Here is a 24,229-nt window from a genome sequence, read left to right as displayed (position 1 = left end):
ATGGACTCGGCCTTGAGGAGCGAGGAGTGGACGTCCGCCCACGACCGAGTGATGACACAGGGATGCGCGCAAACAGACCCGGCCCTGCGGGTTGCCTTGCCGTGGCCGCCATGCGGCAGCGCGCGGCTTGACTTGCCAGCCAGGCAGGCGCGGCACCACGCACCACCACCTGACGGCCACGGCAAGGCAACGCGGGCTAAGGAGAGGCACGGGGCAGGCTCTCAATGCCCGAGTACGGTCACGGTGACCTTGCGCTGATGCGGGTCGCGGCGGTGCTCCCACAGGAACAGGCCCTGCCAGGTGCCCAACTGCGGTTTGCCGCCATGCACCGGCACCACCAGGCTCACGCCGGTGAGGACGGCACGCACGTGCGCGGGCATGTCGTCGGGACCTTCGGCGTCGTGCCGGAAGATCGCGTCGCCATCGGGCACGGCGCGCGCCAGCCAGCGTTCGAGGTCTTCGCGCACCGTGGGGTCGGCGTTCTCGCTGAGCAGCAGCGAGCAGCTGGTATGCGCGGTGAACACGTGGGCGATGCCAAGCTGCACGCCGCTGGCGGCCACCACATCGGCGACCTTGTCGGTGATCTCGGTGAAGCCGCGGCCGCGCGTATGCACCGTGAAACCGTGCTGTCCGGCATGATCGGCGGGCACGGAACGGCTCATGGCACGGACTTCCTCATGGATACAGCAGGCGGTGGGTCCAGGTCTGGCCGTGCCGGCTCCAGCGCACGCGTTCGTGCAGGCGGAACTCGGCGCCGTACCAGAACTCGACCACGTCCGGCTCGACCAGGAAGCCGCCCCAGTGCGGCGGACGCGGCACTTCGCGACCTGCGAACTCGTGCTCGCAACGCGCCACGCGCTCGTCGAAGCTGTGGCGGTCCGGCAGGGTCTGCGACTGCAGCGAGGCCCAGGCGCCGATCTGGCTGCCGCGCGGGCGAGTGGCGAAGTAGGCGTCGGATTCCTCCGCCTGCAGCTTGCGCGCCACGCCCTCCACGCGCACCTGCACGCCGTGGCGCAGCTGCTTCCAGTGGAAGCACAGCGCCACCTGCGGATGCGCCGCCAGCTGGCTGCCCTTGTCGCTGTCGTAGTTGGTGTGGAAGCGCAGGCCGCGCTCGTCCACGCCCTTCAGCAGCACGATGCGCGAGGCGACGCGGCCATCGGTGTCCACCGTGGCCAGGTTCATCGCGGTCGGCTCGGGGTCGCCGGAGGCCTTCGCCTCCTCCAGCAGTTGCCGGAAAGTCTGCAGAATCTCGGGGCTCAGCATGGCTTTGAAACTTTTCCCTTGAATCGTGGCGCGCTCGCGCCATCATGGCGCAGATGAAACCGGCACATCTTACCGCAATCCCCCGCCCCACCCGCGCCCGCAGCAGGCTGCACCCGCCCGAAGCGGAAGGCCGCCGATGACTGCCGCCAAGCCGCATCTGCCAGCACCGAACGCCTCGCTGGCCGGCCACCTGCTGGACCAGTACGCCGGGCGCATCGCCCGCTCGCGCCGGCCCTACATCATCGGCCTGTCCGGCCTGCAGGGCAGCGGCAAGAGCACGCTGGCGCGCGAGATGAAGGCGCAGGCGGAAGCGCGCGGCTGGCCCACCGAGGTGCTGTCGCTGGACGACTTCTATTACTCGCGCAGCGACCGCGAGCTGATGGCCCAGCAGATCCACCCGCTGCTGCGCACCCGTGGCGTGCCGGGCACGCACGAGATCGAGCTGCTGCTCTCGGTGCTGGCCGCGCTGCCGCAGGCCTCGGAGAAACTGCCGGTGGCATGGCCGCGCTTCGACAAGGGCCGCGACACGCGCATGCCACCCTCGCGCTGGCCGCGCGTCACCCGCCCGCCGAAACTGGTGATCGTGGAAGGCTGGGCGCTGGGCATCCGGCCGCAGGCGCAGGCGGCGCTGGACGACCCGGTGAACCGGCTGGAACGCGAGGAAGACGCCGACGGCAACTGGCGCCACTGGGTCAACAAGCAGTTGCGCGGCTACCAGCCGCTGTGGCGCAAGTTCGACGCGCTGATCGTGCTGCAGGCGCCGAACTGGGACGTGGTGCGCCGCTGGCGCGGCGAAACCGAGCAGGAGCTGCTGGCCCGGCACGCACCGCTGGCGATGGACGCGGCGACGCTGGAGCGCTTCCTGCAGCACTACGAGCGGCTCAGCCGCCATGCCCTGGCCACCCTGCCCGTGCTCGCCGACAGCGTCGTGGAATACGACGACGATCGCCACATGACCGGGCTCACCCACGCATAGCCCGGATCGCCCGTAGGAGCGCACCCTGTGCGCGAATGCTTTCGCCTTGATCGAAGCGCAAAGCCAATCGCGCACAGGGTGCGCTCCTACGGGCATGGTCCAGGGAGCCTGCCGGGTTCCTAGGCCGGCTCCACCTGTACCGCCGTACCGTAGGACAGCACCTCGGTGACCCCCTCGGCCACGTCGTTGGCGTCGTAGCGCATCGCGACCACCGCGTTCGCGCCCATCGCGCCGGCGTGTTGCAGCATCAGCTCGAAGGCCTCCTCGCGCGCCTTCTCGCACAGCTCGGTGTAGATCGTGATGTTGCCGCCCACCAGGGTCTGCAGCGCAGCGCCGATGTTGCCCACCACGCTGCGCGAACGCACCGTGATACCGCGCACGATGCCCAGCGTGCGCACCACGCGGTAGCCGTGCAGTTCGTTGCCGGTGGTGACCATACCGTGCGGGATCGGGAAACTGGCCATGCGGGCTCTCCTCGGTGGAATGACGGACCGCTCAAGTATCCAGCAAGGCCGCGTAGCCGTCGCGTGCATCGGGCCACTCGGGTGCCCAGCCGCTCGCACGCAGGCGGGCATTGCCCAGCCGCTTGCTGCCCACGCCGGTGGGCGCCGGACCTTCGGCGGGCAAGGGTGCATCGACCAGCTGGGCGATGAAGTCGTACAGCTCGTCCAGCGGCAGCGGGGTGTCGTCCACGCCCAGGTACACGGGCTGCGGCGCCGGCAGGCGCAGCAGGTGCACGATCGCCGCCGCCGCGTCGTCGGCGTGGATGCGGTTGGCCCAGTGCGGCGTCTCGCGCGGCACGCGCTGCGCACCGGCACGCAGCCGCTCGACCAGTTGCAGGCGCCCCGGCCCGTACAGGCCGGCCAGGCGCAACACGGTGGACGGCACGGCCTGCGCGGCCAGCCACTGCTCGGCTTCGAGCAGCAACTCACCGTTGAACCCCGGTGGTGCCGGCGGCGTGTCTTCGTCCACCCAGTCGCCGTCGTGCTCGCCGTAGACCGCGCTGGACGACACCAGCAGCACCTGCCGCAACGCGCGGCCGTCCAGCGCCTGCAGCAGATGGCGCAAACCGTCCACGAACAAGCTGCGGTACGCCGCCTTGTCACGCGCGTCCGGTGCCGGCAGGAACACCACCCGCGTGATGCCCGGCGGCAAACTGCCCAGGCTGTGCGGTGCGGCGAGGTCGGCCCCCAGCCAGCGCAGCCCGGGGACAGCTTCCGGCGGCGGCCGCCGCCGCAGCGCCCACACCTCATCGCCCTGCACCAGGAGGCGCGCGGCCACGCGCAGGCCCAGGTCACCGCAACCAGCCAGCAAGATTCGTTCAGCCATCCAAACACCTGCTGTTAAAGTGACGGGATGAACCCGTCGCGCAACCTGTTCCTGATTGGCCCGACCGGCGCCGGCAAAACCTCGCTTGGCCGGCACCTCGCCGCGCATTATGGCCTGCGTTTCGTCGATCTCGACCGCGAGATCGAGCGGCGCACCGGCACGGACGTGAGCACGGTGTTCGAGATCGAGGGCGAAGCCGGTTTCCGCCGGCGCGAGAGTGCGCTGCTGGACGAGTTCAGTGCGTGCAACGGTGTTTTGCTCGCCACTGGCGCGGGGGCGGTTCTCGCCACGCACAATCGCGCGATGCTGGGCGAACGCGGTTACGTGCTGTGGCTGCAGGCGGATATCGGACAACAACTGCACCGGCTGGCCCACGACACCAAGCGCCCGCTGCTGGCCGGTGTGGACCGTCGGGCACGGCTGGAAGCGATGGCCGCCATCCGCGAGCCGCTGTACCGCGAGACCGCCGACCTCGCGCTGCCCGCCACCCATGGCATCGCGGCGATCAGCGCCCAGGCCATCGCGCTGATCGACCTCCACTGGCAACGACTCCCTCTCCCCACGCCCTCGCCCACCGCATGAACGCAAGCACGCCCACCACCATCGACGTCGCCCTCGGCGCACGCAGCTATCCGGTCTGGATCGGCCGCGGCCTGCTGGCCGACACCGCACGCTGGCGCGAACGCCTGCGCGGCCGCCATGTGCTGGTCATCAGCAACACCACGGTGGCTCCGCTTTACCTCGATCGCGTGGCACGCGGCCTCGACGGCCTTTCGTGGTCCAGCTTCCTCATCGAGGACGGCGAAGCGCACAAGAGCTTCGCCAACGTGGAACGCGCACTGGCCGCACTGGCCGGACTCGGCGCCACCCGCGACGCCTGCGTGATCGCGCTGGGCGGTGGCGTGGTGGGCGACCTGGCCGGCTTCAGCGCCGCCTGCTGGATGCGCGGCATCGATTTCATCCAGATGCCCACCACCCTGCTGGCAATGGTGGATTCCTCGGTGGGCGGCAAGACTGGCGTGAACCTGCCCGCCGGCAAGAATCTGGTGGGCGCCTTCCACCAGCCACGCGCGGTGGTGGCCGACATCGACACGCTGGCCACCCTGCCGGTGCGCGAATACCGCGCCGGCCTGGCCGAAGTCATCAAGGGCGCGGCGATCGGCGACGAGCCATTCTTCGCCTGGCTGGAAACCCATGCCGACGCACTGGCCGCCCGCGACGACGACGCCGTGGTCGAGGCGATCGCGCGCAAGGTGCGCTACAAGGCCGGCGTGGTGGCGCGCGACGAGACCGAACAGGGCGAACGCGCCCTGCTCAACCTCGGCCACAGCTTCGGCCATGCGCTGGAAACCGCCGGCCACTACACCACCCTGCTGCACGGCGAAGGCGTGGCGGTCGGCATGCTGCTCGCCGCTCAACTGTCCGAGCGCCTGGGCATGAGCGCGGCTGCCGACACCGCGCGCCTGCGGCGCCTGCTGGAAACCATCGGTCTGCCCACCGCCGTGCCCGCCGGCTTCGACCCGGAGCAACTGCTTGCCCTGATGCGGCTGGACAAGAAGAACAGCGCCGGCATGCTGCGGTTGATCCTGTGGCGCGGCATCGGCAAGGCCGAGATCGTGGCGGGAGTGGCCGAGGCGGAGGTGCTGGCCGTGCTGCGCGAGGCCACCGCGTAGGGGCGGCTTCAGCCGCGCGGCGCTCCACGGGTCGCGGCTGAAGCCGCTCCTACAAAGCCGTGGCACGCCCTGTAAACTGTGGCTCCCGGCTCACGCTCGACGCCACGGACGCCATGCGCCTCTACCTGCAAAACCTGCCCGGCAGCGCCGAGCCGCCACGCTACGTCCAGATCGTGCTGGAGCAGGATCTGCTCGGCGGCTGGACGCTGTACCGCGAGACGGGCCACCAGGGCGGCAAGGCCACGCTGCGCCGCGAGCAGTTCCTGGAGCGCGACGCGGCGATCAGCGCCTTCGAGAAGGCGCGCGACGCCCAGCTCAAGCGCGGCTTCCGCGTGATGTTCGCGCAGGGCCTGGAAGGCCCCTACGGACGATGATGAACGCACCGCTGAAGAACGACCGTTTCCTGCGCGCGCTGCGGCGCGAACCCGTCGACACCACGCCGATCTGGGTGATGCGCCAGGCCGGCCGCTACCTGCCCGAGTACCGCGCCACCCGCGAGCGCGCCGGCAGCTTCATGGGCCTGGCGCAGAACCCGGAGTTCGCCTGCGAGGTGACCCTGCAGCCGCTGGACCGCTTCGAGCTCGACGCGGCGATCCTGTTCTCCGACATCCTCACCATCCCCGATGCGATGGGACTGGGCCTCTCCTTCGCCCAGGGCGAAGGCCCGCAGTTCGCACGCCCGGTGCGCTCGGCTGACGACATCGCGCGGCTGGCCGTGCCCGACATGGACGGCGAGCTGCGCTACGTGATGGACGCGGTGCGCATGATCCGCCGGGAACTCGACGGCCGCGTGCCGCTGATCGGCTTCGCCGGCAGCCCGTGGACGCTGGCCTGCTACATGGTGGAAGGGAGCGGCTCGCGCGATTTCGCGCGGCTCAAGGCGATGTGCTGGAACGAACCCGCGCTGGCCCACCGGCTGCTCGACGTGCTGGCGCACAGCGTGGCCGCCTATCTTGCCGCACAGGCCGCAGCCGGCGCGCAAGCGCTGATGATCTTCGACACCTGGGGCGGCCTGCTCGGCCCCGCACCGTTCCGCGAATTCTCGCTGCGCTACATGGCGCAAATCGTCGCTGCGCTGAAAACCGACCCGCATGCACGCGAGCTGCCGGTGGTCCTGTTCTCCAAGGGCGCCAACACGCACCTCGCCGCGATGGCCGACACCGGCTGCGCCGCGCTGGGCGTGGACTGGACGGTCGACCTCGCCGACGCCCGCCGCGCCGTGGCCGGCAAGGTGGCGTTGCAGGGCAACCTCGATCCCGCGATCCTGCATGCCAGCCCCGCGGTGATCCGCCGCGAGGCGCGCGCCGTGATGGACAGCTACGGCAACCATCCCGGCCACGTGTTCAATCTCGGCCACGGCATCACGCCCGAGGTCGATCCCGGGCACGTGCGCGTGCTGGTGGACGAGGTGCATGCCTACGGACGCACGCTGCGCGAAGATCGCGCAGCGACCCAACCTCGACCAACCGGCACTTGAGCGTCTGTCACCAGGGAGGCAGGCATGGGGCATTTCGAATGGCTGATGCTGCTGGGCTTCGCGGTGCCTGGCGCGATCATCTGCCTGATCCACCACCATCTCGCCAGGCGGCCGCGCTGATGTACATGGGCCACTACGCCATCGCGCTGGGTGCGCGCCGCTGGCTGCGGCCGCTGCCCATGGCATGGCTGTTGTTCGCCTCCATCGAGCCGGACCTGCACGACGTGCTCGGCAGCCTGGTCCCGTCGCTTGGCATCGGGCCGGATACGCATACCCTGCCTGGCGCATGTGCGGCCGCCGTGGCGATCGCTGTCGTCACGGCCCTGGTTTTCCGTCGCATCGGCCTGGCATTGGGCGCCGGCCTGCTGGTGCTGTCGCATGTCGCTGCCGACTACCTCACCAGCCGCCTGCCGCTGTGGCGACACGGCCCGATGGTCGGCCTGCACCTCTACGCCACGCCATGGGCGGATTTCCTGCTCGAAGCCGGCACCATCGCCATCGGCCTCGCCCTGTACGCCAGCTCGCCCGACCTGCGCCGCCCAGCACGCCGCGGCGTGGCGGCCATCGCCGTTCTGATGCTGGCATTTCAGGCCGTGTGGAACTTCGGACTCGGCAGCGGCTGATCCGCAAGGAACCCGCGGGCCGTGCGCACCATCGCACGGCGCGCCATCCGCCTCAGCGCACGTGCACCCAGTGCACGTGGACGCCATTGGCGCGATCCTCGGCGCGAAAACCCTCGCGTCCGTCCATCACCGTGCCCCAGGTCGAGCGCATCGCGCCGGCCTGGATGCGGTCCACCCGCACGTGCTCGCCCTTGGGTATCACGAAGCGCGTCTCGAGCACCATCACGCCTTCGCGTTCGTAGACCAGGGTAGCGTGCCGGCTTGCACCGGCCCCCCAGCCGACGTGCAACTCGCAGGCCACGGGCGAGTACACGCCGCGGTTGTCCAGGCTCCACCCTTCGGTCTTGTTGAGCAGCACCTGGAGCTCCGGATGATTCCAGTCCACGCTGTTGCCGGATGGCGGTTTGCTGTAATGGCTCATGTCCACCGGAACTATCGATCAGGCACCAGGTTTATGCGGCATCCTGCTGCGCACAGGCATGCACGTGCTTTCAAGGGCCCCGCAACCGTACCGGTGCAAGGATGAAATTCGTGCAACGTCGTGGCCACGTCATCGGCAAAAGCAGCCCGTGCTTGAGGCCGCACGGCCAGGCGCCGTTCAGTCGCGCCCGGGGCTCCACGCCGCAGACGGCATCCGCCGCACCATCCGGTCCTGCTGCACGTCCGCGTGTTCACGCCACGCAGCTCCGGTCAGGCGTGCACGCAGCCATCGCTCGCATGGCGTGGACAGCAGGCGTTCCACCATCCTTCCAAGCAGCCAGCACAGCCCCAGCGCCGGCAGGTACCACAGCCAGCCGTATGCCGGATCACCGCTCCAGGCTCGATATGCGCGTACCACCGCGAACACCACGAACATGTGGGTCAGGTAGATCTCGTAGCTCAGCCTTCCCCATGCGCGCAGCCAGCCGAAACCGCGCCATGGCGGCACCCTGCCATGGGTGGAGCGCCATCGGCAGCACAGCAACAGGCACAGCGTGGACAAGGTGAGCACCAGCATGTAGCCATCGCGCAGGAAGTGCCACAGCGCACCGCCGTCCAGCAGCACCGCACCCAGCCCCGCCGCACCGAGCCAGCCCAGCATCACGGCAGTGCGCCGCGGCGGCAGGCAGACATCAGCCAGCAGTGCGCCGAGCACGCCGGTGGCGATCGCCGCCATGCCTGGCAGGTAGGCCTTCTCCAGCCAGATCTCGTTGCCGTGCAGTGCCGCGCGCGCCCATGGCAGCGACAGCGCCAGCAGCACCAGCGGCGGCACCAGCAGCGCGCGCCGGCGCAGCAACAGGCAGGCCAGCGGGAAGCCGAGGTAGAACGCCTCCTCGATCGACAGCGACCACAGCACATCCCAGTTGCCCGGCAGGTAGCCGGTCTTCCCCTCATACCAGTTGAGATGCAAGCCCAGCGCCGACAGCAGCGCGCGCGGCAGCGACTGGCCGGCGCGATGGATCACGTAATCCTGCACGCCGAGCAGGTGCAGCACGCTCAGCACCACCAGCAAGACCAGCAGGCAGGGCACGATGCGCGCGAAACGCCGCGCGTAGAACGCGCGCGCATCGATCGCCGCAAGACTGCCCCAGCGGCGCAGCGCATTGCCGGCGATCAGGAAGCCCGAGATCACGAAGAACACGTACACGGCCTCGTAGCCGTTCCAGTTCAGCCGGTTCAGCAGCCACGTCGGCAGCACGGCGGCCAGCGCACTCTTCTCCAGTGGCATGCGTATGCCGAGGTGGTTGAACACCACCAGCACGATCGCCAACCCGCGCAATGCGTCGATGCCGGGATTGCGGGAACCCGCGGCCTTCACTTCCGTCGCCAGAACCGCCTCGCGCATGCACCCTGTCCCGTCGTCGTGTAGAGCCGCGATGGTGGCGGCACGACGGCCAATGGGCAAGCTGGCCGGAGTCGCTGTCTCAGCCCGGCGGCTCGGCCGTCCAGCGCGCCGCCGCGAAATCGATGAAGGCGCGCGTGCGGGCCGGCAGCTGTTTGCCGGGCGGCCACACGACGTGCAGCGGCAGGCCGGGCAGTTGCCAGTCGTCCAGCACGGTTTCCAGCCGCCCCTGGTCGAGCAGCGGACGCACCTGCCACAACGCCGTCGCCGCGATGCCCAAGCCGGCCGCCGCGGCAGCGTTGCAGGCGGCGGCATTGTCCGCGCGGAAGCGGCCGCGCACTTCCACCGACTGGCGGCGATTGCCGCGGGCATAGTCCCAGCGCTGCTTCGCGCCATTGCCCTGGCGCAGGATGCACTCGTGCCGGCCCAGCTCGGCCGGCGTGCGCGGGCGACCATGCCGCGCGAAGTAACCCGGCGCGCCCACGGTGAGCATGCGCAGCGTGCCGAGCTGGCGTGCATGCAACCGGCTGGGCGCCAGTTCGCCCAGCCGCACGGTGGCGTCCAGCTTCTCGCGCTGCAGGTCGACATGCTGGTCGGCCACCACCAGCTCCACGGTCACGTCGGGATAGCGCTCCATGAAAGCGGCGATCAGCGGCACCAGGTAAGGCGCGCTGAACTGGGTGGAACCGCCGATGCGCAGCGCACCGTCGATGCGCGCACCGTGCTCGGCCAGTTCGGAACGGGCGAGGTCGATGTCGGCCAGCGCCGTGCGGATGCGCGCATGGAAGGCCAGCCCCGCCGCGGTGGGTTGTGCGCGGCGCGTGGTGCGCTGGATCAGCTCCACGCCCAGCTCGCGCTCCAGCGCCTGCAGCGAACGGCTCACCGCCTGCAGCGAACGGTGCAGATGGCGCGCGGCCGCGCTGAGGTTGCCCTGCTCCACGATGGCGACGAAGACGCGGTAATCGTCCAGGCTGGCCACGACATTCTCCCTATTTCCGTGATAGTCAGTCCATGTTATCGCCTATTCTCCCGGAACGTCTCCGGGCGAAGAATGGCGGCCGCTCCTTCCCCCATCCGGAGACGCCCCATGTCCGCCCTGCTTCCCGCCGCCATCGACGGCAACGAAACCGACCTTGATCCCACCTCGCCGCTGGCCGCCTTGAGCGCGTTCTATCGGGCCTTCAACGGCCGCGACATCGAGGCCATGGGACGCAACTGGCACGACGGCGGCGATGCGGCGATGAGCAATCCGCTGGGCGGCATCGCGCGCGGCTGGCCGGCGATCCGCGCGGTGTACCAGCGCATCTTCGCGGGCAAGGCGCGGGTACGCGTGGAGTTCCACGACTACACCTTGCACGAGGCCGGCGACGTGTTCTGGGCGGTGGGCCGCGAGCGCGGCGCGCTGGAACGAGAGGGCCTGCGGCTGGAACCGGCGATCCGCACCAGCCGGCTGTTCCGTCGCATCGGCGGCACCTGGCGCCAGGTCCATCACCATGGTTCGTTCGACGACGCGGCCCTGCTCGCCGCCTACCAGGAAGCGGTGCGATGAACGCGCCGCTGCCGGCGGAAGTGCGCACTGCGCAGGCGCCGGTGCTGCTGTTCGCGCTGGCCACCGGCGTGATCGTGCAGAGCCTGTACGTGGCGCAGCCGCTGGTGGGTGTGATCGCCCGTTCGCTGGGCCTGCCGGTGGCAGTGGTGAGCCTGGTAGCCACGCTGGCCCTGCTCGGCTACGCGCTCGGCCTGTTCCTGCTGGTGCCACTGTGCGATCTGGTGGAAAACCGCCGGCTGGTGCTGACCACGCTGGCGATCAATGCGCTGGCCCTGCTGGTCGCCGCACTGCCGGTATCGGCGCCAGCCTTCCTTGCCGCCAGCCTGCTGGCGGGTTTCAGCGCCACCGTGATCCAGATGTTGATACCGATGGCGGCGGCGATGACGCCGGAAGCGCAACGCGGTCGCGTGATCGGCAACATCACCAGCGGCATGATGCTGGGCATCATGCTGTCGCGTCCGCTGGCCAGCGTGATCGCCGGCTACCTGGGCTGGCACGCCAGCTACGCCGTGCTGGCGGCATCCATCGTGGTGCTGTCGTTCGCACTGGCATGCTCGATGCCCGGCCTGCCGCCGCGGCAGCGCATGGCGTATCCGGTCCTGCTGTCCTCGCTGGGTGCACTGTGGCGCGCGGAACCGCTGCTGCGCGAACGCGCGCTGTCGGTGGCGCTGTGCTTCGGCGCGTTCAGCGCGTTCTGGGGGATGGTGGCGCTGCGCCTGGCGGCGGCGCCGTTCGGGTTGCACGCGAACGGCATCGCGCTGTTCGCACTGGCCGGAGTGAGCGGCGCAATCAGCGCACCGCTGGCCGGCCGGCTGGGTGACGCCGGCAACGCCCGCGGCGCCACGCTCGCGGCGCACGCCTGCGTGGTGCTGGCGACGCTTCTGGCGTGGCTGGGCGGAGACGCAAGGCTGTTCGCGTCGCCGATGCTTGCACTGGCGACACTGGTGGTCGCGGCGGTCCTGCTCGACGCGGGCACCATCGGCGACCTGACCCTGGGCCGGCGCGAGATCAACCTGTTGCGGCCGGAGGCGCGCGGTCGCATCAACGGCCTGTATACCGGCGTGTTTTTCACGGGCGGTGCGCTCGGCTCGGCACTCGCCGGCCTGGCCTGGGCCCGCGCGGGCTGGGACGGTACCTGCCTTGCGGCACTGGGCTTCGGGTTGGCTGCGCTGGTCAGCGGCCTGCGCCGTCGCGTGCCCTCGCCGCGGATCGCCACCTGCGCATCGTGACGCCGGCTACTCGGCTGCCGGCTCCAGCCCCGGAAACAGCACCTCGGTAAAACCAAACTTGCTGAAGTCGGTGATGCGCGAGGGGTACAGCCGGCCGATCAGGTGGTCGCACTCGTGCTGTACCACGCGGGCATGGAAGCCTTCAGCAGTACGGTCGATCAGTGCGCCGTGCGGGGCTATGCCCTGATAGCGGATCAGGCTGTAGCGGTTCACTGCGCCACGCAGGCCGGGCACCGAGAGGCAACCTTCCCAGCCCTCCTCCATGTCCTGCGAGAGCGGGGTGATGACCGGGTTGAGCAGGATGGTCTGCGGCACCTCGGGGGCGTCGGGGTAGCGCTCGGAATGTTCGAAGCCGAAGATCACCAGCTGCAGGTCGATGCCGATCTGCGGCGCGGCGAGGCCCACGCCACCGGCATCGTGCATGGTGTCGAACATGTCAGCGATCAGCGCGTCGAGTTCCGTGCTGCCGATCATCGCGTCGGGCACCGGCGGTGCCACGCGCAGCAGGCGCGGGTCGCCCATCTTCAGAATCTCGCGGATCATCGCAACCTCGGCTGGAGTAATGCTGCCCGTCCACTCTAGTGGAGCGAACATGACGCTGGTGTGCCGGTGCATGAACGCGCCACGCCACGCCGGACCGGAGAGGCTCGCCGCGACAGGCAAGCAGTGCCTGATCGGCGGAAGCGAGTCCAGGCGCGCGCCGGGCGCGCCGACTCGTGAAGCCGCCGCGAAGGCGGTTTCACGGGATTCCCATTCGACCAAAGGCTAAGTCGCGCGGCATTGACCCCCACCACGCCCGGCGAGACCCTTGCATGGACTTCCCGGGAGAGACCCATGCACAGCGCAACCGTCAAACCCAGCCCGGCGGCGAAGATCCTCTGGGTCGCCATCGCCATCGTGGGCGCCTGGTGCCTCGGCGTCGTGGCCCTGCGCCGCGGCGAGCCGATCAATGCGATCTGGCTGGTCGCCGCGGCGATCGCGATATTCGTGATCGGCTACCGCTTCTACGGCAAGTTCGTCGAGCACCAGGTGCTGCAGCTGGATCCCAGCCGCGCGCCGCCTTCGGTGTTGCGCAACGACGGCCTGGACTACGTGCCCACCGACAAGTGGGTGGTGTTCGGCCACCACTTCGCCGCCATCGCCGGCGCCGGCCCGCTGGTCGGCCCGGTGCTGGCCGCGCAGATGGGTTATTTGCCCGGCACGTTGTGGATCCTGTTCGGCGTGGTGTTCGCCGGCGCGGTGCAGGACTTCATGATCCTCGGCCTGTCGCTGCGCCGCGACGGCCGTTCGCTGGGCCACATGCTGCGCGAGGAGCTGGGGCCGTTGCCCGGCATCGTGGCGATGATCGGCGTGCTGGTGCTGATGATGATCGTGCTGGCGGTGCTGGCGCTGGTGGTGGTGAAGGCGCTCACGCACAGCCCGTGGGGCACCTTCACCGTGGCCATGACGATCCCGATCGCGCTGCTGATGGGTGTCTACCTGCGCTGGCTGCGCCCGGGGCGCATCCTGGAGGTGTCGATCATCGGCCTCATCCTGCTGTTGCTGGCGATCTGGGCCGGCCGGTTTGTGGCCGAGTCGGCCGCGCTGGCGCCGATCTTCGATCTCGACGCCAAGGCGCTGGCCTGGTGGCTGATCGGCTACGGCTTCTGCGCCTCGGTGCTGCCGGTGTGGCTGCTGCTGGCACCACGCGACTATCTGTCCACCTTCCTCAAGATCGGCACCATCTTCCTGCTGGCGCTGGCGATCTTCCTCGCCGCGCCGATGCTGCAGATGCCGGCAGTGACCAAGTTCATCGACGGCAGCGGCCCGGTGTTCCAGGGCAACCTGTTCCCGTTCCTGTTCATCACCATCGCCTGCGGCGCGGTGTCCGGCTGGCACTCGATCATCGCTTCGGGTACCACGCCCAAGCTGCTGGCCAACGAAGGCCAGGCCCGCCTGGTCGGCTACGGCGGCATGCTGATGGAGGCCTTCGTGGCGATCATGGCGCTGGTGGCCGCCGCCTCGCTGCACCCGGGCGTGTACTTCGCGATGAATGCGCCGGGCGCGATCATCGGCACCACCGTGGAGCACGCGGCGCAGACGATCAGCCAGTGGGGCTTCGTGGTGACGCCGGACGAGCTGGTCCGCACGGCGAAGGACGTGGGCGAGCAGAGCATCCTCAGCCGCGCGGGCGGTGCGCCCACGCTGGCGGTGGGCATGGCCCAGCTGCTGCACAACATCCTGCCCGGCGAAGGCATGATGGCGTTCTGGTACCACTACGCGATCCTGTTCGAGGCGCTGTTCATCCTCACCACGGTGGATGCCGGCACCCGCGTGGGCCGCTTCATGATCCAGGAGATCGCCGGCCTCATCCACAAGCCGCTGCAGGCCACCGAGTCGTGGGCCGGCAACCTGCTCGCCACCGCGATCTGCGTGGCGTTGTGGGGCTACTTCCTGTACCAGGGCGCGGTGGATCCGCTGGGCGGCATCAACACGCTGTGGCCATTGTTCGGCATCGCCAACCAGATGCTGGCGGCGATCGCGCTGATGCTGGCCACGGTGGTGGTGGTGAAGCTCAAGCGCGAGCGCTACGTGTGGGTGCCGGGCATCCCCGCGATCTGGCTGATCGTGTGCACGCTGGCGGCAGGCTGGGACAAGCTCAGCGGACCGATCAGCTTCACCGCCGCCGCGGACAAGTACGCTGCCGCGCTGGCGAACGGCCAGATGCTGGCGCCGGCCAAGACCGCGGCGGCGATGCAGCAGATCATCACCAACAACCGCGTGGACATGACGATGACCGCCATCTTCATGGCGCTGGTGGTGGTGATGACGCTGTTCTGCCTGAACGCTCTCGTGAAGGCCTGGCGCACCAACCACCCCACTGCCAACGAGGAACCCTACGTGGCGCTGGCGGACGTGGCACACTGACGCCATGGATCTTCACGCACGACTGCAGACCTTGCGGAAACGGGCGGTGCAAACCGCCCGCCTATGCTGCGGCGTGCCGGACTACGAGGTCTACGTGAAACACCTGCGCGAGCACCACCCCGAACGCAAGGTGCCCAGCTACGCCGAGTTCTTCCGCGAGCGCCAGGAAGCCCGCTACAAGGGCGGCGGCGGGCGCTGCTGCTGACCCCCGGTGCCGCGACCGCGGCCATGCCGGCACCGGCCGGCATGGCCGCGCGTTTTTCGCGCCCCTGCGGCGGCCAGCGGCCGCGATGCAGGTCTCGAGATTTTCCGGGGAGCCCCCATGTCTTTGCGCACTGGTCGTTCATGTCGCGGCCGGAACATATAGTCTTACCGTTTGCCAGAACACCCCATGTCCGAGATCGAGAACATCGTTGCCGTCCAGGCCGTCGCACGCCCCGCGCCACGGGCGTCGCACCGCGCCGGCCTGCGCGTGATCGCGACATACGAGATCATCAAGACCGTGTGCCTGCTGCTGGTGGCCGCAGTCGCGTTCCACCTCGATCGCGAACAGAATTTCGAGCGACTGGTGCACTGGCTGGAGCACCTGTCGCTGTCCGACAGCAACGGTTTGCGCTGGCAGATGGTCTCGATGCTGCAGGAATTCGGCCCCAGCCGTTTCGTGGCGGTGGGCCTGGTGGCGCTGGGCTATGCCGTGCTGTTCGGCATCGAGGGCGTGGGCCTGCTGTTGGGCAAGTACTGGGCCGAGTGGTTCACCGTGATCGCCACCGCCTCGCTGATCCCGATCGAGCTCTACGAGACCCTGCACCGCTTCGGCTGGCTGAAGCTGGCGGCCCTGGTCGGCAACGTGGCGATCGTGGTGTACCTGGTGCGCGTTGCGCTGCAGACGCGCGAGACGCGGAGAGTGGCGGCGCACGCCCGGACTCACTGAGGATTGGACGCGGAGCGCTCGGCTGATCTGGTTTGCGTGCTGCTTGCGCAAGTGACAAAGCAATTCTGGTCATCTGCTGCAAGTTTCAGAGCGGTTTCGGACGCCTGCCGGCGCCCGAGTCACTTCTCTTTGCCGGCCCACGCCACCGCCAGGAGCGGTGGCGAACGGCGCAGCCGGCCCGCAGGGCGGAGGGCAGGAAGCCCAGGGTCAAGAGAAGTAACCCAGAGAAATGGCCTGGTTCAATCCGCCGGGATTACAAGCAGGCTGTTTCGAGGATATTGGAAAGACATCTCGCGACACGCCCACTGCCGCCGCCATGCCGCGCCGTATCTGTGAGCTGAGGTACAAAAGCCCGACGCCTCGTGCTGCTTTGCTTTGGCCGTTGCTTCTGCGCGCAGGAGCGCGCTGCTCTTCGGGGCCCCTATGCGGCGGTGAGGCGGGGACGAAAAGGCCGCGCAGCGGGCGAGCCCAGGGATGGGCTCGCCTTTTCGCGCGGGCAGGATGCCCGCTCGAAAAGCCCGGCCCCGCCTCACGGACTCGGAGGGCAGGATGCCCGAAGAGCGCTGCATCGGGGTGGCCTTCTCTTTTGGTTACTTTTCTCTGACTCCGGGCATCCTGCCCTACGCCCTTCGGGCCAGCTGCGCTGTTCGCCCGCGCTCCAGGCGCGGGCGTGGCCACGCAAGAGAAAAGTAACTCGGGCGCCGGCAGGCGCTCGAAACCGCTTTGGAACTCGCAAGGCAAGAAAGCCAAAAGCCCCTCTCCAGCCCTGCGGGCAGCCTCTCCCGAAAGCGGGAGAGGCGTAGGTTTCACACTTCGTGATGCACGGCCTCGGCCGGCAACGCGCCGACGAGCTTGCGCCGTGGCGCCAGTTCCACCAGGTACATCGCCCCCAGCACCAGCGCGCCGCCGGCCAGCATGCGCCAGCCGAACACGTCGCTGCCGAAGGCCACCGCGAACGCGGCGGCGAACACCGGCTCGGTGGTCATCACGATCGCGGCGCGGGTGGCCGGCAGGTGCGCCTGCGCCCAGGTCTGCATCAGCATGGCGCCGGCGCCGGCGATCAGCGCCATGTACAGCACGGCCAGCCAGGCGGCACGATCCGGCGGCGTCACCGGGCCGCCATGCGGCAGCGTGGCGACAAGGCAGACCAGCGCGATGGCGACCATCTGCACCGCCGACAGGCCGAACGCTTCGCCCGGGCGCGACCATTGCCCCAGCAGCACGATGTGCAGCGCGTAGAGTGCCGCCGAGGCCAGCGTCAGCCACACGCCTGCATCCACCGACACGCCGTTGAGGGAAAGCAGCGCGAGGCCGGCCGTGGACAGGCCTACCGCGACCCACACCACGCCGGGCATGCGCTGGCGCAGCAGCAGCGTCGCCAGGATCGGCGTGAACACCACATACATGCCGGTGGCGAAACCGCTGACGCTGGGCGCGATGAGCTGCAGTCCCCAGGTCTGCAGCAGCTGCCCGATGCCGTAGATCACGCCCAGCGCGAGGCCACGCATGATGCCCGGGCGTCCCAGCCGCCAGACGTGGCGTGGAAACAGCGCCAGCATCGCCAGCGCGGCGATGGCGAAGCGCACGGCGAGGAAATCCGCCACCGGCATGCGCGTCACCACGTCCTTGATCATGAAGAACGTCGAACCCCACACGGCGGTCATCGCCAGCAGGCCGAGAGTGGGAAGGGTCGTGGTGCGTGCGCTCATGGGGAGAAGTGAAGTGGAGAATGGAGCGAGCGAAAAGAGCAGCGCAACAAACCTTTGCACTCTCTCATGTTCTCAGTCCTGTGTAGTGGATCTCGAAAACCGCCATCTTGGCGGTTGTTCGAGTCGGCGCATCCGGGTACTGACGCACCTGGCGCGGCGGGCCATCCCTGGTCCGCAAACGCAGCCCGACTCATCGGGCTGCGTTTCGCGCCCTGCGCAGCAACTGGCCGGGAATCTGCACGAGGAAGTGCATCCAGATGCCCAGCCACACCGTGGCCGCCACCAGCGGCCGGCGCGCTTCCGGATCGAACTTGCGGAACCAGCGCCACATGCCGCGATGCTTGTGCCGGCTCACGAATACCGGGCGATGCCGGCTTGAACCACCCTTGCCATGCAGCACGCGCACGTCGCCGGCCAGCAGCACGCGCCAACCGGCATCGCGCACGCGGCGGCACAGGTCCAGATCCTCGCAGTGCAGGAAGTAGCCCTCGTCGAAACCGCCCAGCCGCTCGAACAGATGGCGCGGCAACAGCATCAGGGCGCCAGACACCGCTTCGGCCTCGACCAGGTGGTCCGGCATCGCCCCGCCGACCTCGACGCGCTCGCCGCGGCCGCCGGAGAGGCTGGCCAGGGCACGGCGCAACAGCGGATCGCGCCGGTACGAGGCCGGATCGGGCACACCCTGCGCATCGCAGACCACGGCACCAAGCAGGCCGACCTGTCGCTCGCTCGCGAACACGGCAAGCAGGCGGTCGAGGCTGGCCTGGTCCAGCAGGCAGTCGGGATTGAGCACCAGCAGGATCCTGCCCGTCGCCTGCGCCGCCGCGCGGTTCACCGCGGGGCCGAAACCGAGGTTGGCGTGGTTCTGCAGCAGGTGGAAGCGCGGCTCGTGCTCATGGGCGCGCGCCAGCGCCTGCGGCACACCGTCGGCCGAGGCGTTGTCGATCAGCAGCAGCTCCAGCGGCGTGGTGCAGGCCAGTACCTGGCGCACGCAGTCGCGCAGGCCCTGGCCGCTGTCGGCGGACACCACGATCACGCTGAGCGGCAATGGCGAGGAAGCAGAGGATGTGTTCACGTGACGAGTATGCGGCAGGGGGCGTGAGACAGGTGCGTGGAACGCGTATCGGGGGCAGCAGGGATGACGGCTCAATCTCCCTCGTCGCGCCCCAGCACGTGGATGATGGCCAGTGGCGTGTGCTCTTCGTCGCGGCTCAGCCATGGCTGACCCTCGTGCCAGCCGGCCAGCTGCCAGCCGCGCAGGCGATGCCGGCGATCATGCCGGCGATCCAGCAACAGCAGGCCACGCTGCCCCGCGAGCGGCAACGCCAGCCAGCGGCCGTCGGCGGCGAAGTCGCCGCGCGGCTCCACGCCATTGATCCGGCTGCCGTCGGCCAGCTGCAGCGCATCGTCATGCCAGCACAGCTCGCCACCCAGCGGATCGGCCAGGCCTTCTTCCAGCGGGCGCCACTGTGGTGGCTGCAGTTCGATGATCGCGGCGGTTGGCCCGATCGGAGCCAGCGCCAGTTCGGGCCATTCGTCCGCGGCCGAAGGGGACGGGTCGCGCGGCCGGCCGCGATCCAGCCAGTTCTCCAGCAGCATCAGCAGCGAGAAGCCGGCCAGCGCGGCCAGCAGGGTCAACAGCCAGGCCAGTGCATCCGCGCCGGACATGCGCAGGATCGCCAGCAGCAAGCCCGGCAGCCCCCAGCGCAGGCCGCGTCGCAGCAGCCGGGCCTGTCCCTGCAGCGGCCCGGTGCGCCACAGCAGCGCCAGTGCGCAGGCCAGCAGCAGCGGCAGGTCCAGCCACCACGGCAGGCAGGCCAGCAGCAGCAACCAGGCAAGCGCCAGCAGCCACACCGGCCACTGGCGTCCCGGCACAGGCACGCTCAGCCGCACCACACCCTGGCGTTGCGGAACATGCGCAGCCAGGGCGAGTCCTCGCCCCAGGCTTCCGGCGCCCAGCTCATCTGCACGCTGCGGAACACGCGTTCCGGGTGCGGCATCAGGATGGTCACGCGGCCGTCGGCGGCGGTGAATCCGGCGAGGCCGCCGGGCGAACCGTTCGGGTTGAGCGGGAAGTGCTCGGTGGGCTTGCCGCGGTTGTCCACGAAGCGCAGCGCCGCCTGCGCCTTGGACGGGCTGCAGGTGTTCGGGAAATGCACGCGCCCTTCGCCGTGCGCCACCGCCACCGGGATGCGCGAGCCGGTCATGCCCTTGAAGAAGAGGCTGGGCGAATCGAGCACCTCCAGCGTGGCCACGCGCGCCTCGTACTGCTCGGAGGTGTTGCGCAGGAACTTCGGCCAGTGCTGCGCGCCGGGGATGATGTCCTTGAGCTGGCTCATCATCTGGCAGCCGTTGCACACGCCCAGCGCGAACTTCGTCGGGTCTGCGAAGAACGCGGTGAACTCGGCGCGCAGGTAGTCGTTGTACAGGATCGAGGTGGCCCAGCCGCGGCCGGCGCCCAGCACGTCGCCGTAGGAGAAGCCGCCGCAGGCGGCGAAGCCGCGGAAGTCGGCGAGCTTCACCCGGCCGCTGGCGAGGTCGGACATGTGCACGTCCACTGCCTCGAAACCGGCGCGCGCGAACGCGGCGGCCATTTCCACCTGGCCGTTGACGCCCTGCTCGCGCAGGATCGCCACGCGCGGCTTGGCCCCGCCGGCGATGGCCGCGTGGATCAGCCGCGCGGCGATGTTCTCGGCCGGGTCGAACGTGAGCTTCGGGCTGAGGCCCGGATCGGCGTCGTCCAGCCGCCACGCCAGCTCGGCATCGGCGCTGGCCGGGTTGTCGCGCAGCTGCTGCATCGCGTGGCTGGTCTCGTTCCAGGCGCGGTACAGCGTGCTCCAGTTCCACTTGAACAGCGTCTCGCCGCCCGAGTAGAGCTTGATGCCCAGCTTTTCCTTGGGCCGGCCGATGCGGTAGCTCATGCCGGCGAGGTCGTGTTTCACCAGCAGTGCCTCGAAGGCCTCGCGGTTCGCCGCCGCCACCTGCAGCACGGCGCCCAGCTCCTCGTTGAACAGGGAGCGCAGCGCGGCGTCGGCCCAGCCGTCGAGCTGGATCTCCAGGCCGCAATGGCCGGCGAAGGCCATTTCCAGCAGGGTGACGATGACGCCGCCGTCGGAACGGTCGTGGTAGGCCAGCAGCAGGCCGCTGCGGTTCGCCTCCTGCACCAGCTCGAACAGCGCCTTGAGGCGCCTGGTGTCGTCCAGGTCCGGCGGCACGCCGCCGCCGCGGTTGAATACCTGGGTCAGCGCGGAAGCGCCGAGGCGGTCGCGACCGGCGCCGAGGTCGAGCAGCCACAGGTCGGTGTCGCCGCGATCGAGCTTCAGCTGCGGCGTGAGCGTGCGGCGCACGTCGTCCACGCGGGCGAAGCCGGTGATCACCAGCGACACCGGCGCCACCGTGCGCTGCGGGGTGTCGCCGTCCTTCCACACGGTCTGCATGGACAGCGAGTCCTTGCCGACCGGGATGGAGATGTCGAGTTGCGGGCACAGTTCCATGCCCACGGCCTTCACTGCGTCGAACAGCGCGGCGTCCTCGCCGGGATGGTTCACCGCGGCCATCCAGTTCGCCGACAGGCGGATCTCACCCAGCGAAGCGATGGGTGCGGCGGCAAGGTTGGTGATCGCCTCGCCCACTGCCAGCCGCGCGGCATCGGCGCTGGAAAGCAGCGCCACCGGGGCGCGCTCGGCCATCGCCATCGCCTCGCCGCGGTAGCCGTCGAAGTCGGCCATGGTCACCGCGCAGTCGGCCACCGGCACCTGCCACGGGCCGACCATCGGGTCGCGATGGTTGAGGCCGCCCACGGTGCGGTCGCCGATGTGGATCAGGAAGCTCTTGCTGCCCACGGTGGGCAGGCGCAACACGCGCAGCAGCGCCTCGTCCATGCCGATGCCGGTGAGGTCGGGCACCAGGTCCACGCGCGGCTTGAGGCGCTTCGCGTCGCGATGCATGCGCGGCGGCTTGCCGAACAGCACGTCCATGGGAAGGTCGATCACCACGAGGTCGCGGCGCGGGTCGGTGACGCGCAGCACGCGTGCCTCGGTGGCGGTGCCGACCACGGCGTACGGGCAGCGTTCGCGCGCGCAGTACGCCTCGAACTCGGGCAGGTTTTCCTGCGCGATGGCGAGCACGTAGCGTTCCTGCGACTCGTTGCTCCACACCTGCATCGGCGACAGCGATGGATCGTCGCAGGGCACCTTGGCAAGGTCGATCTCGCCGCCCACGTCGGCGTCGTTGAGGATTTCCGGGATCGCGTTGGAGAGACCGCCCGCGCCTACGTCGTGGATGCTGACGATGGGGTTGGCCTCGCCGCGCGCCCAGCAGGCGTCGATCACCTGCTGGCAGCGGCGCTCCATCTCGGCGTTGTCGCGCTGCACCGAGGCGAAATCCAGTTCCGCGCTCGACGCGCCGGATGCCACCGAGGACGCCGCGCCACCGCCCAGGCCGATCAGCATCGCCGGGCCGCCCAGCACGATCACCGCGTGGCCGGGCTGCACCGCGCGCTTCTGCACGTGGTCATGGCGGATGTTGGCGAGGCCGCCGGCCAGCATGATCGGCTTGTCGTAGCCGCGGCGCAGGCCGGTTTCGCCGGTCTCGTGCTCGTAGCTGCGGAAATAGCCGCCGAGGCACGGGCGGCCGAATTCGTTGTTGAACGCGGCGGCGCCGAGCGGGCCGTCGCGCATGATCTCGAACGCGCTGGCCATGCGCGGCGGCAGCGGGCGCTCCACCTCCCACGGCTGCGGATGACCGGGAATGCGCAGGTCGGAGACGGAGAAGCCGGTGAGCCCGGCCTTCGGCTTGGCGCCACGGCCGGTGGCCCCCTCGTCGCGGATCTCGCCGCCGGCGCCGGTGGCCGCGCCGGGCCAGGGCGCGATCGCGGTGGGATGGTTGTGCGTCTCCACCTTGATCGCGTAGTCGATCTGTTCCTCGTGCGCACGCCACACACCGCCTTGATCGGCGAAGAAGCGCTTGCCCGCACTGCCCTCGATCACCGCGGCGTTGTCCTTGTAGGCGGACAGCGTGTGCGCGGGCGAGTGCTGGTGGGTGTTCTTGATCATCGCGAACAGGCTCTTGTCCTGTTCCACGCCGTCCACCGTCCAGCTGGCGTTGAACACCTTGTGGCGGCAGTGCTCGGAGTTCGCCTGGGCGAACATGAAGAGCTCGGCGTCGGTGGGATCGCGGCCCAGCTCGGCGTAGCGCTCGGCGAGGTAGTCGATCTCGTCGTCGGCCAGCGCCAGACCCAGTTCTGCGTTGGCTTTGGCGAGCGCGGCACGGGCGTCGCTGCCCAGCGCGATATACACCAGGTCGCCTGGCTGGCCGGCGAGGAACAGGCCTTGCGCCTCATCCAGCGAATCCAGCACCGACTGCGTCATCGCATCGTGCAGCAATGCCAGCACCGCCGCGTGTCCGGGCGTGCCGGCCGCGGGCATGCCGGCGAGCTGCCAGGCCGTGCCGCGCTCCACCCGGCGCAGATCGAAGCCGGCGCCATGCAGGATGTCGGTGGCCTTGCTCGACCACGGCGAGATCGTGCCCAGCCGCGGCACCACCCACAGCGTGGCCGGCGCCGGCGCGGCGTCCTTCGCCTCCAGCACTTCCAGCAGGCGCTGGCGCAGCGTGCCTTCCGGCGCGGCGGCGGCATCGAGGAAATACACGAACCAGGCGGCCTGCACGCGGATACCGCGATGCAAGGCGTCAAGGCGGGCGTTGAGGCGTTCGAGGCGGAAGGCCGAAAGGGCGTTCTGCCCGTCGAGTGCGATCATGCGGGGAACGGCGCCAAGCAATGGGAACGGCCATTCTAGCCGATGCATCCGGCCGATGCTGCAGCACGGCATAGCCGCGGACGCGCCTTGGAGCGTGCCATGACCGCAGGCTCTTGCGAACGCGCCCCGCTCAGCCTTCCTTCTGCAACTCCTGCAACAGCTGCGCCGGGGTGAGGTAGCCACCCACCTGGCGGCCGCTGGGAGTGAAGATCGCCGGGGTGCCGTTGACGCCCAGCTTCAGGCCCAGCTCGTATTCGTAGCGCACCGGGTTGGAACAGCTGGCCTGCTTGGGCGCATGGTCTTCCTTTGCGGCGGTGAAGGCGGCCTTGCGGTCGGCGGCACACCATACCGAAACCATTTCCTTGTAGATCGGCGTGGGCTGGCCGCGCAGGTCGGTCACGCCCTCGCGCGGCCACGCCAGGTAGTCCACCGCGATGCCTTCCCTGTTGAACTCGGCCATATGTTCGTGCAGCACCTTGCAATACGGACAGGACACGTCGGTGAACACGGTGACCCGGTACTTGGGGTTTGGCGGGGCATACTCGATGCGCGCGCTTGCCGGCACCTTGGCCAGCTCGGCCTTGCGGTACGCCGCCCAGGCGACGTCGTTCAGGCTCTTCTTCGCACCCATGTCGACCAGGTCGCCATTCAGCAGGTACTTGCCGTCGGTGCTCACGTAGACCAGCTGGCCCGAGGCGATCACCTGGTAGAAGCCCGGCATCGGCGCACGGTTCACCACGTCCACTTCCACGCCCGGCGCCAGCTTCGTCAGCGACTGCTGCACCAGTTTCAGCGCGGCGGCATCGACGCCGTTGCCGAGCACCACGGCGGATGCCGGCGCATCGGCTGCCGGGGCCGCCGCGGTGGCGTTGTCGGCCGCACAGGCGGTCAGGGCGAATCCGCTGACGCACACGGCCAGCAACAGCTGTTTCAACATCATGCACCTCGGTGGCCTGGGGAATCGGCCTCGTGCCGATTTTCGCAC

Annotated in this window: 24 protein-coding genes; 11 read left to right on the top strand and 13 right to left on the bottom strand. The window is 69.4% G+C overall.

Translation table 11 applies throughout. The annotated features are described in order from the left end of the window. Positions 1–221 precede the first annotated feature (221 nt). Positions 222–662, bottom strand: coding sequence for a secondary thiamine-phosphate synthase enzyme YjbQ (locus tag ABQJ54_RS18280; protein ID WP_367855763.1), 441 nt, complete (start codon positions 660–662; stop codon positions 222–224). Between the two features lie 13 nt (positions 663–675). Next, positions 676–1,287 (bottom strand): pyridoxamine 5'-phosphate oxidase, encoded by a 612-nt coding sequence (gene pdxH / locus ABQJ54_RS18275; protein WP_367855881.1) that lies wholly within the window; start codon positions 1,285–1,287, stop codon positions 676–678. A gap of 112 nt (positions 1,288–1,399) precedes the next feature. Here pdxH and ABQJ54_RS18270 point away from each other — a divergent pair, with 112 nt between their 5' ends. Continuing rightward, positions 1,400–2,239, top strand: coding sequence for a kinase (locus ABQJ54_RS18270; protein ID WP_367855762.1), 840 nt, complete (start codon positions 1,400–1,402; stop codon positions 2,237–2,239). Positions 2,240–2,358: 119 nt separating this feature from the next. On the opposite strand, the gene ABQJ54_RS18265 is transcribed toward ABQJ54_RS18270, so the two are convergent. Next, the gene (locus ABQJ54_RS18265) at positions 2,359–2,703 is read right to left on the bottom strand and encodes a YbjQ family protein (RefSeq protein ID WP_367855761.1); all 345 of its coding nucleotides are present in this window, start codon (positions 2,701–2,703) and stop codon (positions 2,359–2,361) included. A 31-nt stretch (positions 2,704–2,734) separates the two neighbouring features. Continuing rightward, positions 2,735–3,568, bottom strand: coding sequence for an NAD-dependent epimerase/dehydratase family protein (locus ABQJ54_RS18260; protein ID WP_367855760.1), 834 nt, complete (start codon positions 3,566–3,568; stop codon positions 2,735–2,737). A 27-nt stretch (positions 3,569–3,595) separates the two neighbouring features. Here ABQJ54_RS18260 and ABQJ54_RS18255 point away from each other — a divergent pair, with 27 nt between their 5' ends. From ABQJ54_RS18255 to ABQJ54_RS18235, 5 genes are all read left to right on the top strand, one after another. Continuing rightward, positions 3,596–4,150 (top strand): shikimate kinase, encoded by a 555-nt coding sequence (locus ABQJ54_RS18255; RefSeq protein WP_367855759.1) that lies wholly within the window; start codon positions 3,596–3,598, stop codon positions 4,148–4,150. Then, entirely contained in the window at positions 4,147–5,241 is a 1,095-nt protein-coding gene (aroB, locus tag ABQJ54_RS18250; RefSeq protein ID WP_367855758.1) for a 3-dehydroquinate synthase, read from the top strand. Before ABQJ54_RS18255 ends, aroB begins: the two co-directional genes overlap by 4 nt. A 113-nt stretch (positions 5,242–5,354) precedes the next feature. After that, positions 5,355–5,615, top strand: a complete 261-nt coding sequence (locus ABQJ54_RS18245; RefSeq protein ID WP_367855757.1) for a hypothetical protein — start codon at positions 5,355–5,357, stop codon at positions 5,613–5,615. After that, positions 5,615–6,718 carry a uroporphyrinogen decarboxylase gene (gene hemE / locus ABQJ54_RS18240; protein WP_367855756.1) on the top strand — a complete coding sequence of 368 codons (1,104 nt, stop codon included), beginning with the start codon at positions 5,615–5,617 and terminating at the stop codon, positions 6,716–6,718. Before ABQJ54_RS18245 ends, hemE begins: the two co-directional genes overlap by 1 nt. A 125-nt stretch (positions 6,719–6,843) precedes the next feature. Continuing rightward, complete coding sequence (locus ABQJ54_RS18235) at positions 6,844–7,341, top strand: hypothetical protein (protein ID WP_367855755.1); 498 nt, start codon at positions 6,844–6,846, stop codon at positions 7,339–7,341. A 52-nt stretch (positions 7,342–7,393) separates the two neighbouring features. Here ABQJ54_RS18235 and ABQJ54_RS18230 read toward each other — a convergent pair whose 3' ends face one another. From ABQJ54_RS18230 to ABQJ54_RS18220, 3 genes are all read right to left on the bottom strand, one after another. After that, positions 7,394–7,762 (bottom strand): hypothetical protein, encoded by a 369-nt coding sequence (locus ABQJ54_RS18230; RefSeq protein ID WP_367855754.1) that lies wholly within the window; start codon positions 7,760–7,762, stop codon positions 7,394–7,396. A gap of 177 nt (positions 7,763–7,939) precedes the next feature. Beyond that, entirely contained in the window at positions 7,940–9,166 is a 1,227-nt protein-coding gene (locus ABQJ54_RS18225; RefSeq protein WP_367855753.1) for an acyltransferase family protein, read from the bottom strand. A gap of 79 nt (positions 9,167–9,245) precedes the next feature. Further along, positions 9,246–10,142, bottom strand: a complete 897-nt coding sequence (locus ABQJ54_RS18220) for a LysR family transcriptional regulator (protein ID WP_367855752.1) — start codon at positions 10,140–10,142, stop codon at positions 9,246–9,248. A 108-nt stretch (positions 10,143–10,250) separates the two neighbouring features. Between ABQJ54_RS18220 and ABQJ54_RS18215 the strand changes: the two genes are divergently transcribed. Then, positions 10,251–10,712 carry a YybH family protein gene (locus ABQJ54_RS18215; RefSeq protein ID WP_367855751.1) on the top strand — a complete coding sequence of 154 codons (462 nt, stop codon included), beginning with the start codon at positions 10,251–10,253 and terminating at the stop codon, positions 10,710–10,712. Continuing rightward, positions 10,709–11,941, top strand: coding sequence for an MFS transporter (locus tag ABQJ54_RS18210; protein WP_367855750.1), 1,233 nt, complete (start codon positions 10,709–10,711; stop codon positions 11,939–11,941). Before ABQJ54_RS18215 ends, ABQJ54_RS18210 begins: the two co-directional genes overlap by 4 nt. Before the next feature lie 6 nt (positions 11,942–11,947). On the opposite strand, the gene def is transcribed toward ABQJ54_RS18210, so the two are convergent. Beyond that, a complete protein-coding gene (gene def / locus ABQJ54_RS18205) occupies positions 11,948–12,484 on the bottom strand; it encodes a peptide deformylase (RefSeq protein ID WP_367855749.1) in 537 nt (178 codons plus the stop codon). Between the two features lie 291 nt (positions 12,485–12,775). Here def and ABQJ54_RS18200 point away from each other — a divergent pair, with 291 nt between their 5' ends. From ABQJ54_RS18200 to ABQJ54_RS18190, 3 genes are all read left to right on the top strand, one after another. Beyond that, a complete protein-coding gene (locus ABQJ54_RS18200; RefSeq protein WP_367855748.1) occupies positions 12,776–14,848 on the top strand; it encodes a carbon starvation CstA family protein in 2,073 nt (690 codons plus the stop codon). 4 nt (positions 14,849–14,852) lie between these two features. Beyond that, positions 14,853–15,053, top strand: coding sequence for a YbdD/YjiX family protein (locus tag ABQJ54_RS18195; protein WP_367855747.1), 201 nt, complete (start codon positions 14,853–14,855; stop codon positions 15,051–15,053). Positions 15,054–15,239: 186 nt separating this feature from the next. Beyond that, the gene (locus tag ABQJ54_RS18190; protein ID WP_367855746.1) at positions 15,240–15,779 is read left to right on the top strand and encodes a DUF2127 domain-containing protein; all 540 of its coding nucleotides are present in this window, start codon (positions 15,240–15,242) and stop codon (positions 15,777–15,779) included. Between the two features lie 806 nt (positions 15,780–16,585). Here ABQJ54_RS18190 and ABQJ54_RS18185 read toward each other — a convergent pair. The 5 genes from ABQJ54_RS18185 to ABQJ54_RS18165 form a co-directional block, all read right to left on the bottom strand. Continuing rightward, positions 16,586–17,488, bottom strand: a complete 903-nt coding sequence (locus ABQJ54_RS18185; RefSeq protein ID WP_367855745.1) for a DMT family transporter — start codon at positions 17,486–17,488, stop codon at positions 16,586–16,588. A 190-nt stretch (positions 17,489–17,678) separates the two neighbouring features. Continuing rightward, the gene (locus ABQJ54_RS18180) at positions 17,679–18,563 is read right to left on the bottom strand and encodes a glycosyltransferase family 2 protein (protein WP_367855744.1); all 885 of its coding nucleotides are present in this window, start codon (positions 18,561–18,563) and stop codon (positions 17,679–17,681) included. A gap of 71 nt (positions 18,564–18,634) precedes the next feature. Further along, positions 18,635–19,369 carry a hypothetical protein gene (locus tag ABQJ54_RS18175; RefSeq protein ID WP_367855743.1) on the bottom strand — a complete coding sequence of 245 codons (735 nt, stop codon included), beginning with the start codon at positions 19,367–19,369 and terminating at the stop codon, positions 18,635–18,637. A gap of 2 nt (positions 19,370–19,371) precedes the next feature. After that, on the bottom strand, positions 19,372–23,244 hold the full coding sequence (gene purL / locus ABQJ54_RS18170) for a phosphoribosylformylglycinamidine synthase (RefSeq protein WP_367855742.1): 3,873 nt from the start codon (positions 23,242–23,244) through the stop codon (positions 19,372–19,374). Positions 23,245–23,374: 130 nt separating this feature from the next. After that, positions 23,375–24,181 (bottom strand): DsbC family protein, encoded by an 807-nt coding sequence (locus ABQJ54_RS18165; RefSeq protein WP_367855741.1) that lies wholly within the window; start codon positions 24,179–24,181, stop codon positions 23,375–23,377. Positions 24,182–24,229 lie beyond the last annotated feature (48 nt).

The sequence above is a fragment of the Rhodanobacter lycopersici genome, from assembly GCF_040812335.1.
GTDB classification, from domain to species: domain Bacteria; phylum Pseudomonadota; class Gammaproteobacteria; order Xanthomonadales; family Rhodanobacteraceae; genus Rhodanobacter_A; species Rhodanobacter_A lycopersici.
Note: the sequence above shows the minus strand (reverse complement) of the source record. Positions and strands in the feature narration are given on the sequence as shown.

What these genes read in the sequence shown, in the direction of transcription:
- ABQJ54_RS18280 (WP_367855763.1), bottom strand. Translation starts at nt 662, where the DNA reads ATGAGCCGTTCCGTGCCCGCCGATCATGCCGGACAGCACGGTTTCACG.
- ABQJ54_RS18270 (WP_367855762.1), top strand. Translation starts at nt 1,400, where the DNA reads ATGACTGCCGCCAAGCCGCATCTGCCAGCACCGAACGCCTCGCTGGCC.
- ABQJ54_RS18265 (WP_367855761.1), bottom strand. Translation starts at nt 2,703, where the DNA reads ATGGCCAGTTTCCCGATCCCGCACGGTATGGTCACCACCGGCAACGAA.
- ABQJ54_RS18260 (WP_367855760.1), bottom strand. Translation starts at nt 3,568, where the DNA reads ATGGCTGAACGAATCTTGCTGGCTGGTTGCGGTGACCTGGGCCTGCGC.
- ABQJ54_RS18255 (WP_367855759.1), top strand. Translation starts at nt 3,596, where the DNA reads ATGAACCCGTCGCGCAACCTGTTCCTGATTGGCCCGACCGGCGCCGGC.
- aroB (WP_367855758.1), top strand. Translation starts at nt 4,147, where the DNA reads ATGAACGCAAGCACGCCCACCACCATCGACGTCGCCCTCGGCGCACGC.
- ABQJ54_RS18245 (WP_367855757.1), top strand. Translation starts at nt 5,355, where the DNA reads ATGCGCCTCTACCTGCAAAACCTGCCCGGCAGCGCCGAGCCGCCACGC.
- hemE (WP_367855756.1), top strand. Translation starts at nt 5,615, where the DNA reads ATGAACGCACCGCTGAAGAACGACCGTTTCCTGCGCGCGCTGCGGCGC.
- ABQJ54_RS18235 (WP_367855755.1), top strand. Translation starts at nt 6,844, where the DNA reads ATGGGCCACTACGCCATCGCGCTGGGTGCGCGCCGCTGGCTGCGGCCG.
- ABQJ54_RS18230 (WP_367855754.1), bottom strand. Translation starts at nt 7,762, where the DNA reads ATGAGCCATTACAGCAAACCGCCATCCGGCAACAGCGTGGACTGGAAT.
- ABQJ54_RS18225 (WP_367855753.1), bottom strand. Translation starts at nt 9,166, where the DNA reads ATGCGCGAGGCGGTTCTGGCGACGGAAGTGAAGGCCGCGGGTTCCCGC.
- ABQJ54_RS18215 (WP_367855751.1), top strand. Translation starts at nt 10,251, where the DNA reads ATGTCCGCCCTGCTTCCCGCCGCCATCGACGGCAACGAAACCGACCTT.
- ABQJ54_RS18210 (WP_367855750.1), top strand. Translation starts at nt 10,709, where the DNA reads ATGAACGCGCCGCTGCCGGCGGAAGTGCGCACTGCGCAGGCGCCGGTG.
- def (WP_367855749.1), bottom strand. Translation starts at nt 12,484, where the DNA reads ATGATCCGCGAGATTCTGAAGATGGGCGACCCGCGCCTGCTGCGCGTG.
- ABQJ54_RS18200 (WP_367855748.1), top strand. Translation starts at nt 12,776, where the DNA reads ATGCACAGCGCAACCGTCAAACCCAGCCCGGCGGCGAAGATCCTCTGG.
- ABQJ54_RS18195 (WP_367855747.1), top strand. Translation starts at nt 14,853, where the DNA reads ATGGATCTTCACGCACGACTGCAGACCTTGCGGAAACGGGCGGTGCAA.
- ABQJ54_RS18190 (WP_367855746.1), top strand. Translation starts at nt 15,240, where the DNA reads ATGTCCGAGATCGAGAACATCGTTGCCGTCCAGGCCGTCGCACGCCCC.
- ABQJ54_RS18185 (WP_367855745.1), bottom strand. Translation starts at nt 17,488, where the DNA reads ATGAGCGCACGCACCACGACCCTTCCCACTCTCGGCCTGCTGGCGATG.
- purL (WP_367855742.1), bottom strand. Translation starts at nt 23,244, where the DNA reads ATGATCGCACTCGACGGGCAGAACGCCCTTTCGGCCTTCCGCCTCGAA.
- ABQJ54_RS18165 (WP_367855741.1), bottom strand. Translation starts at nt 24,181, where the DNA reads ATGTTGAAACAGCTGTTGCTGGCCGTGTGCGTCAGCGGATTCGCCCTG.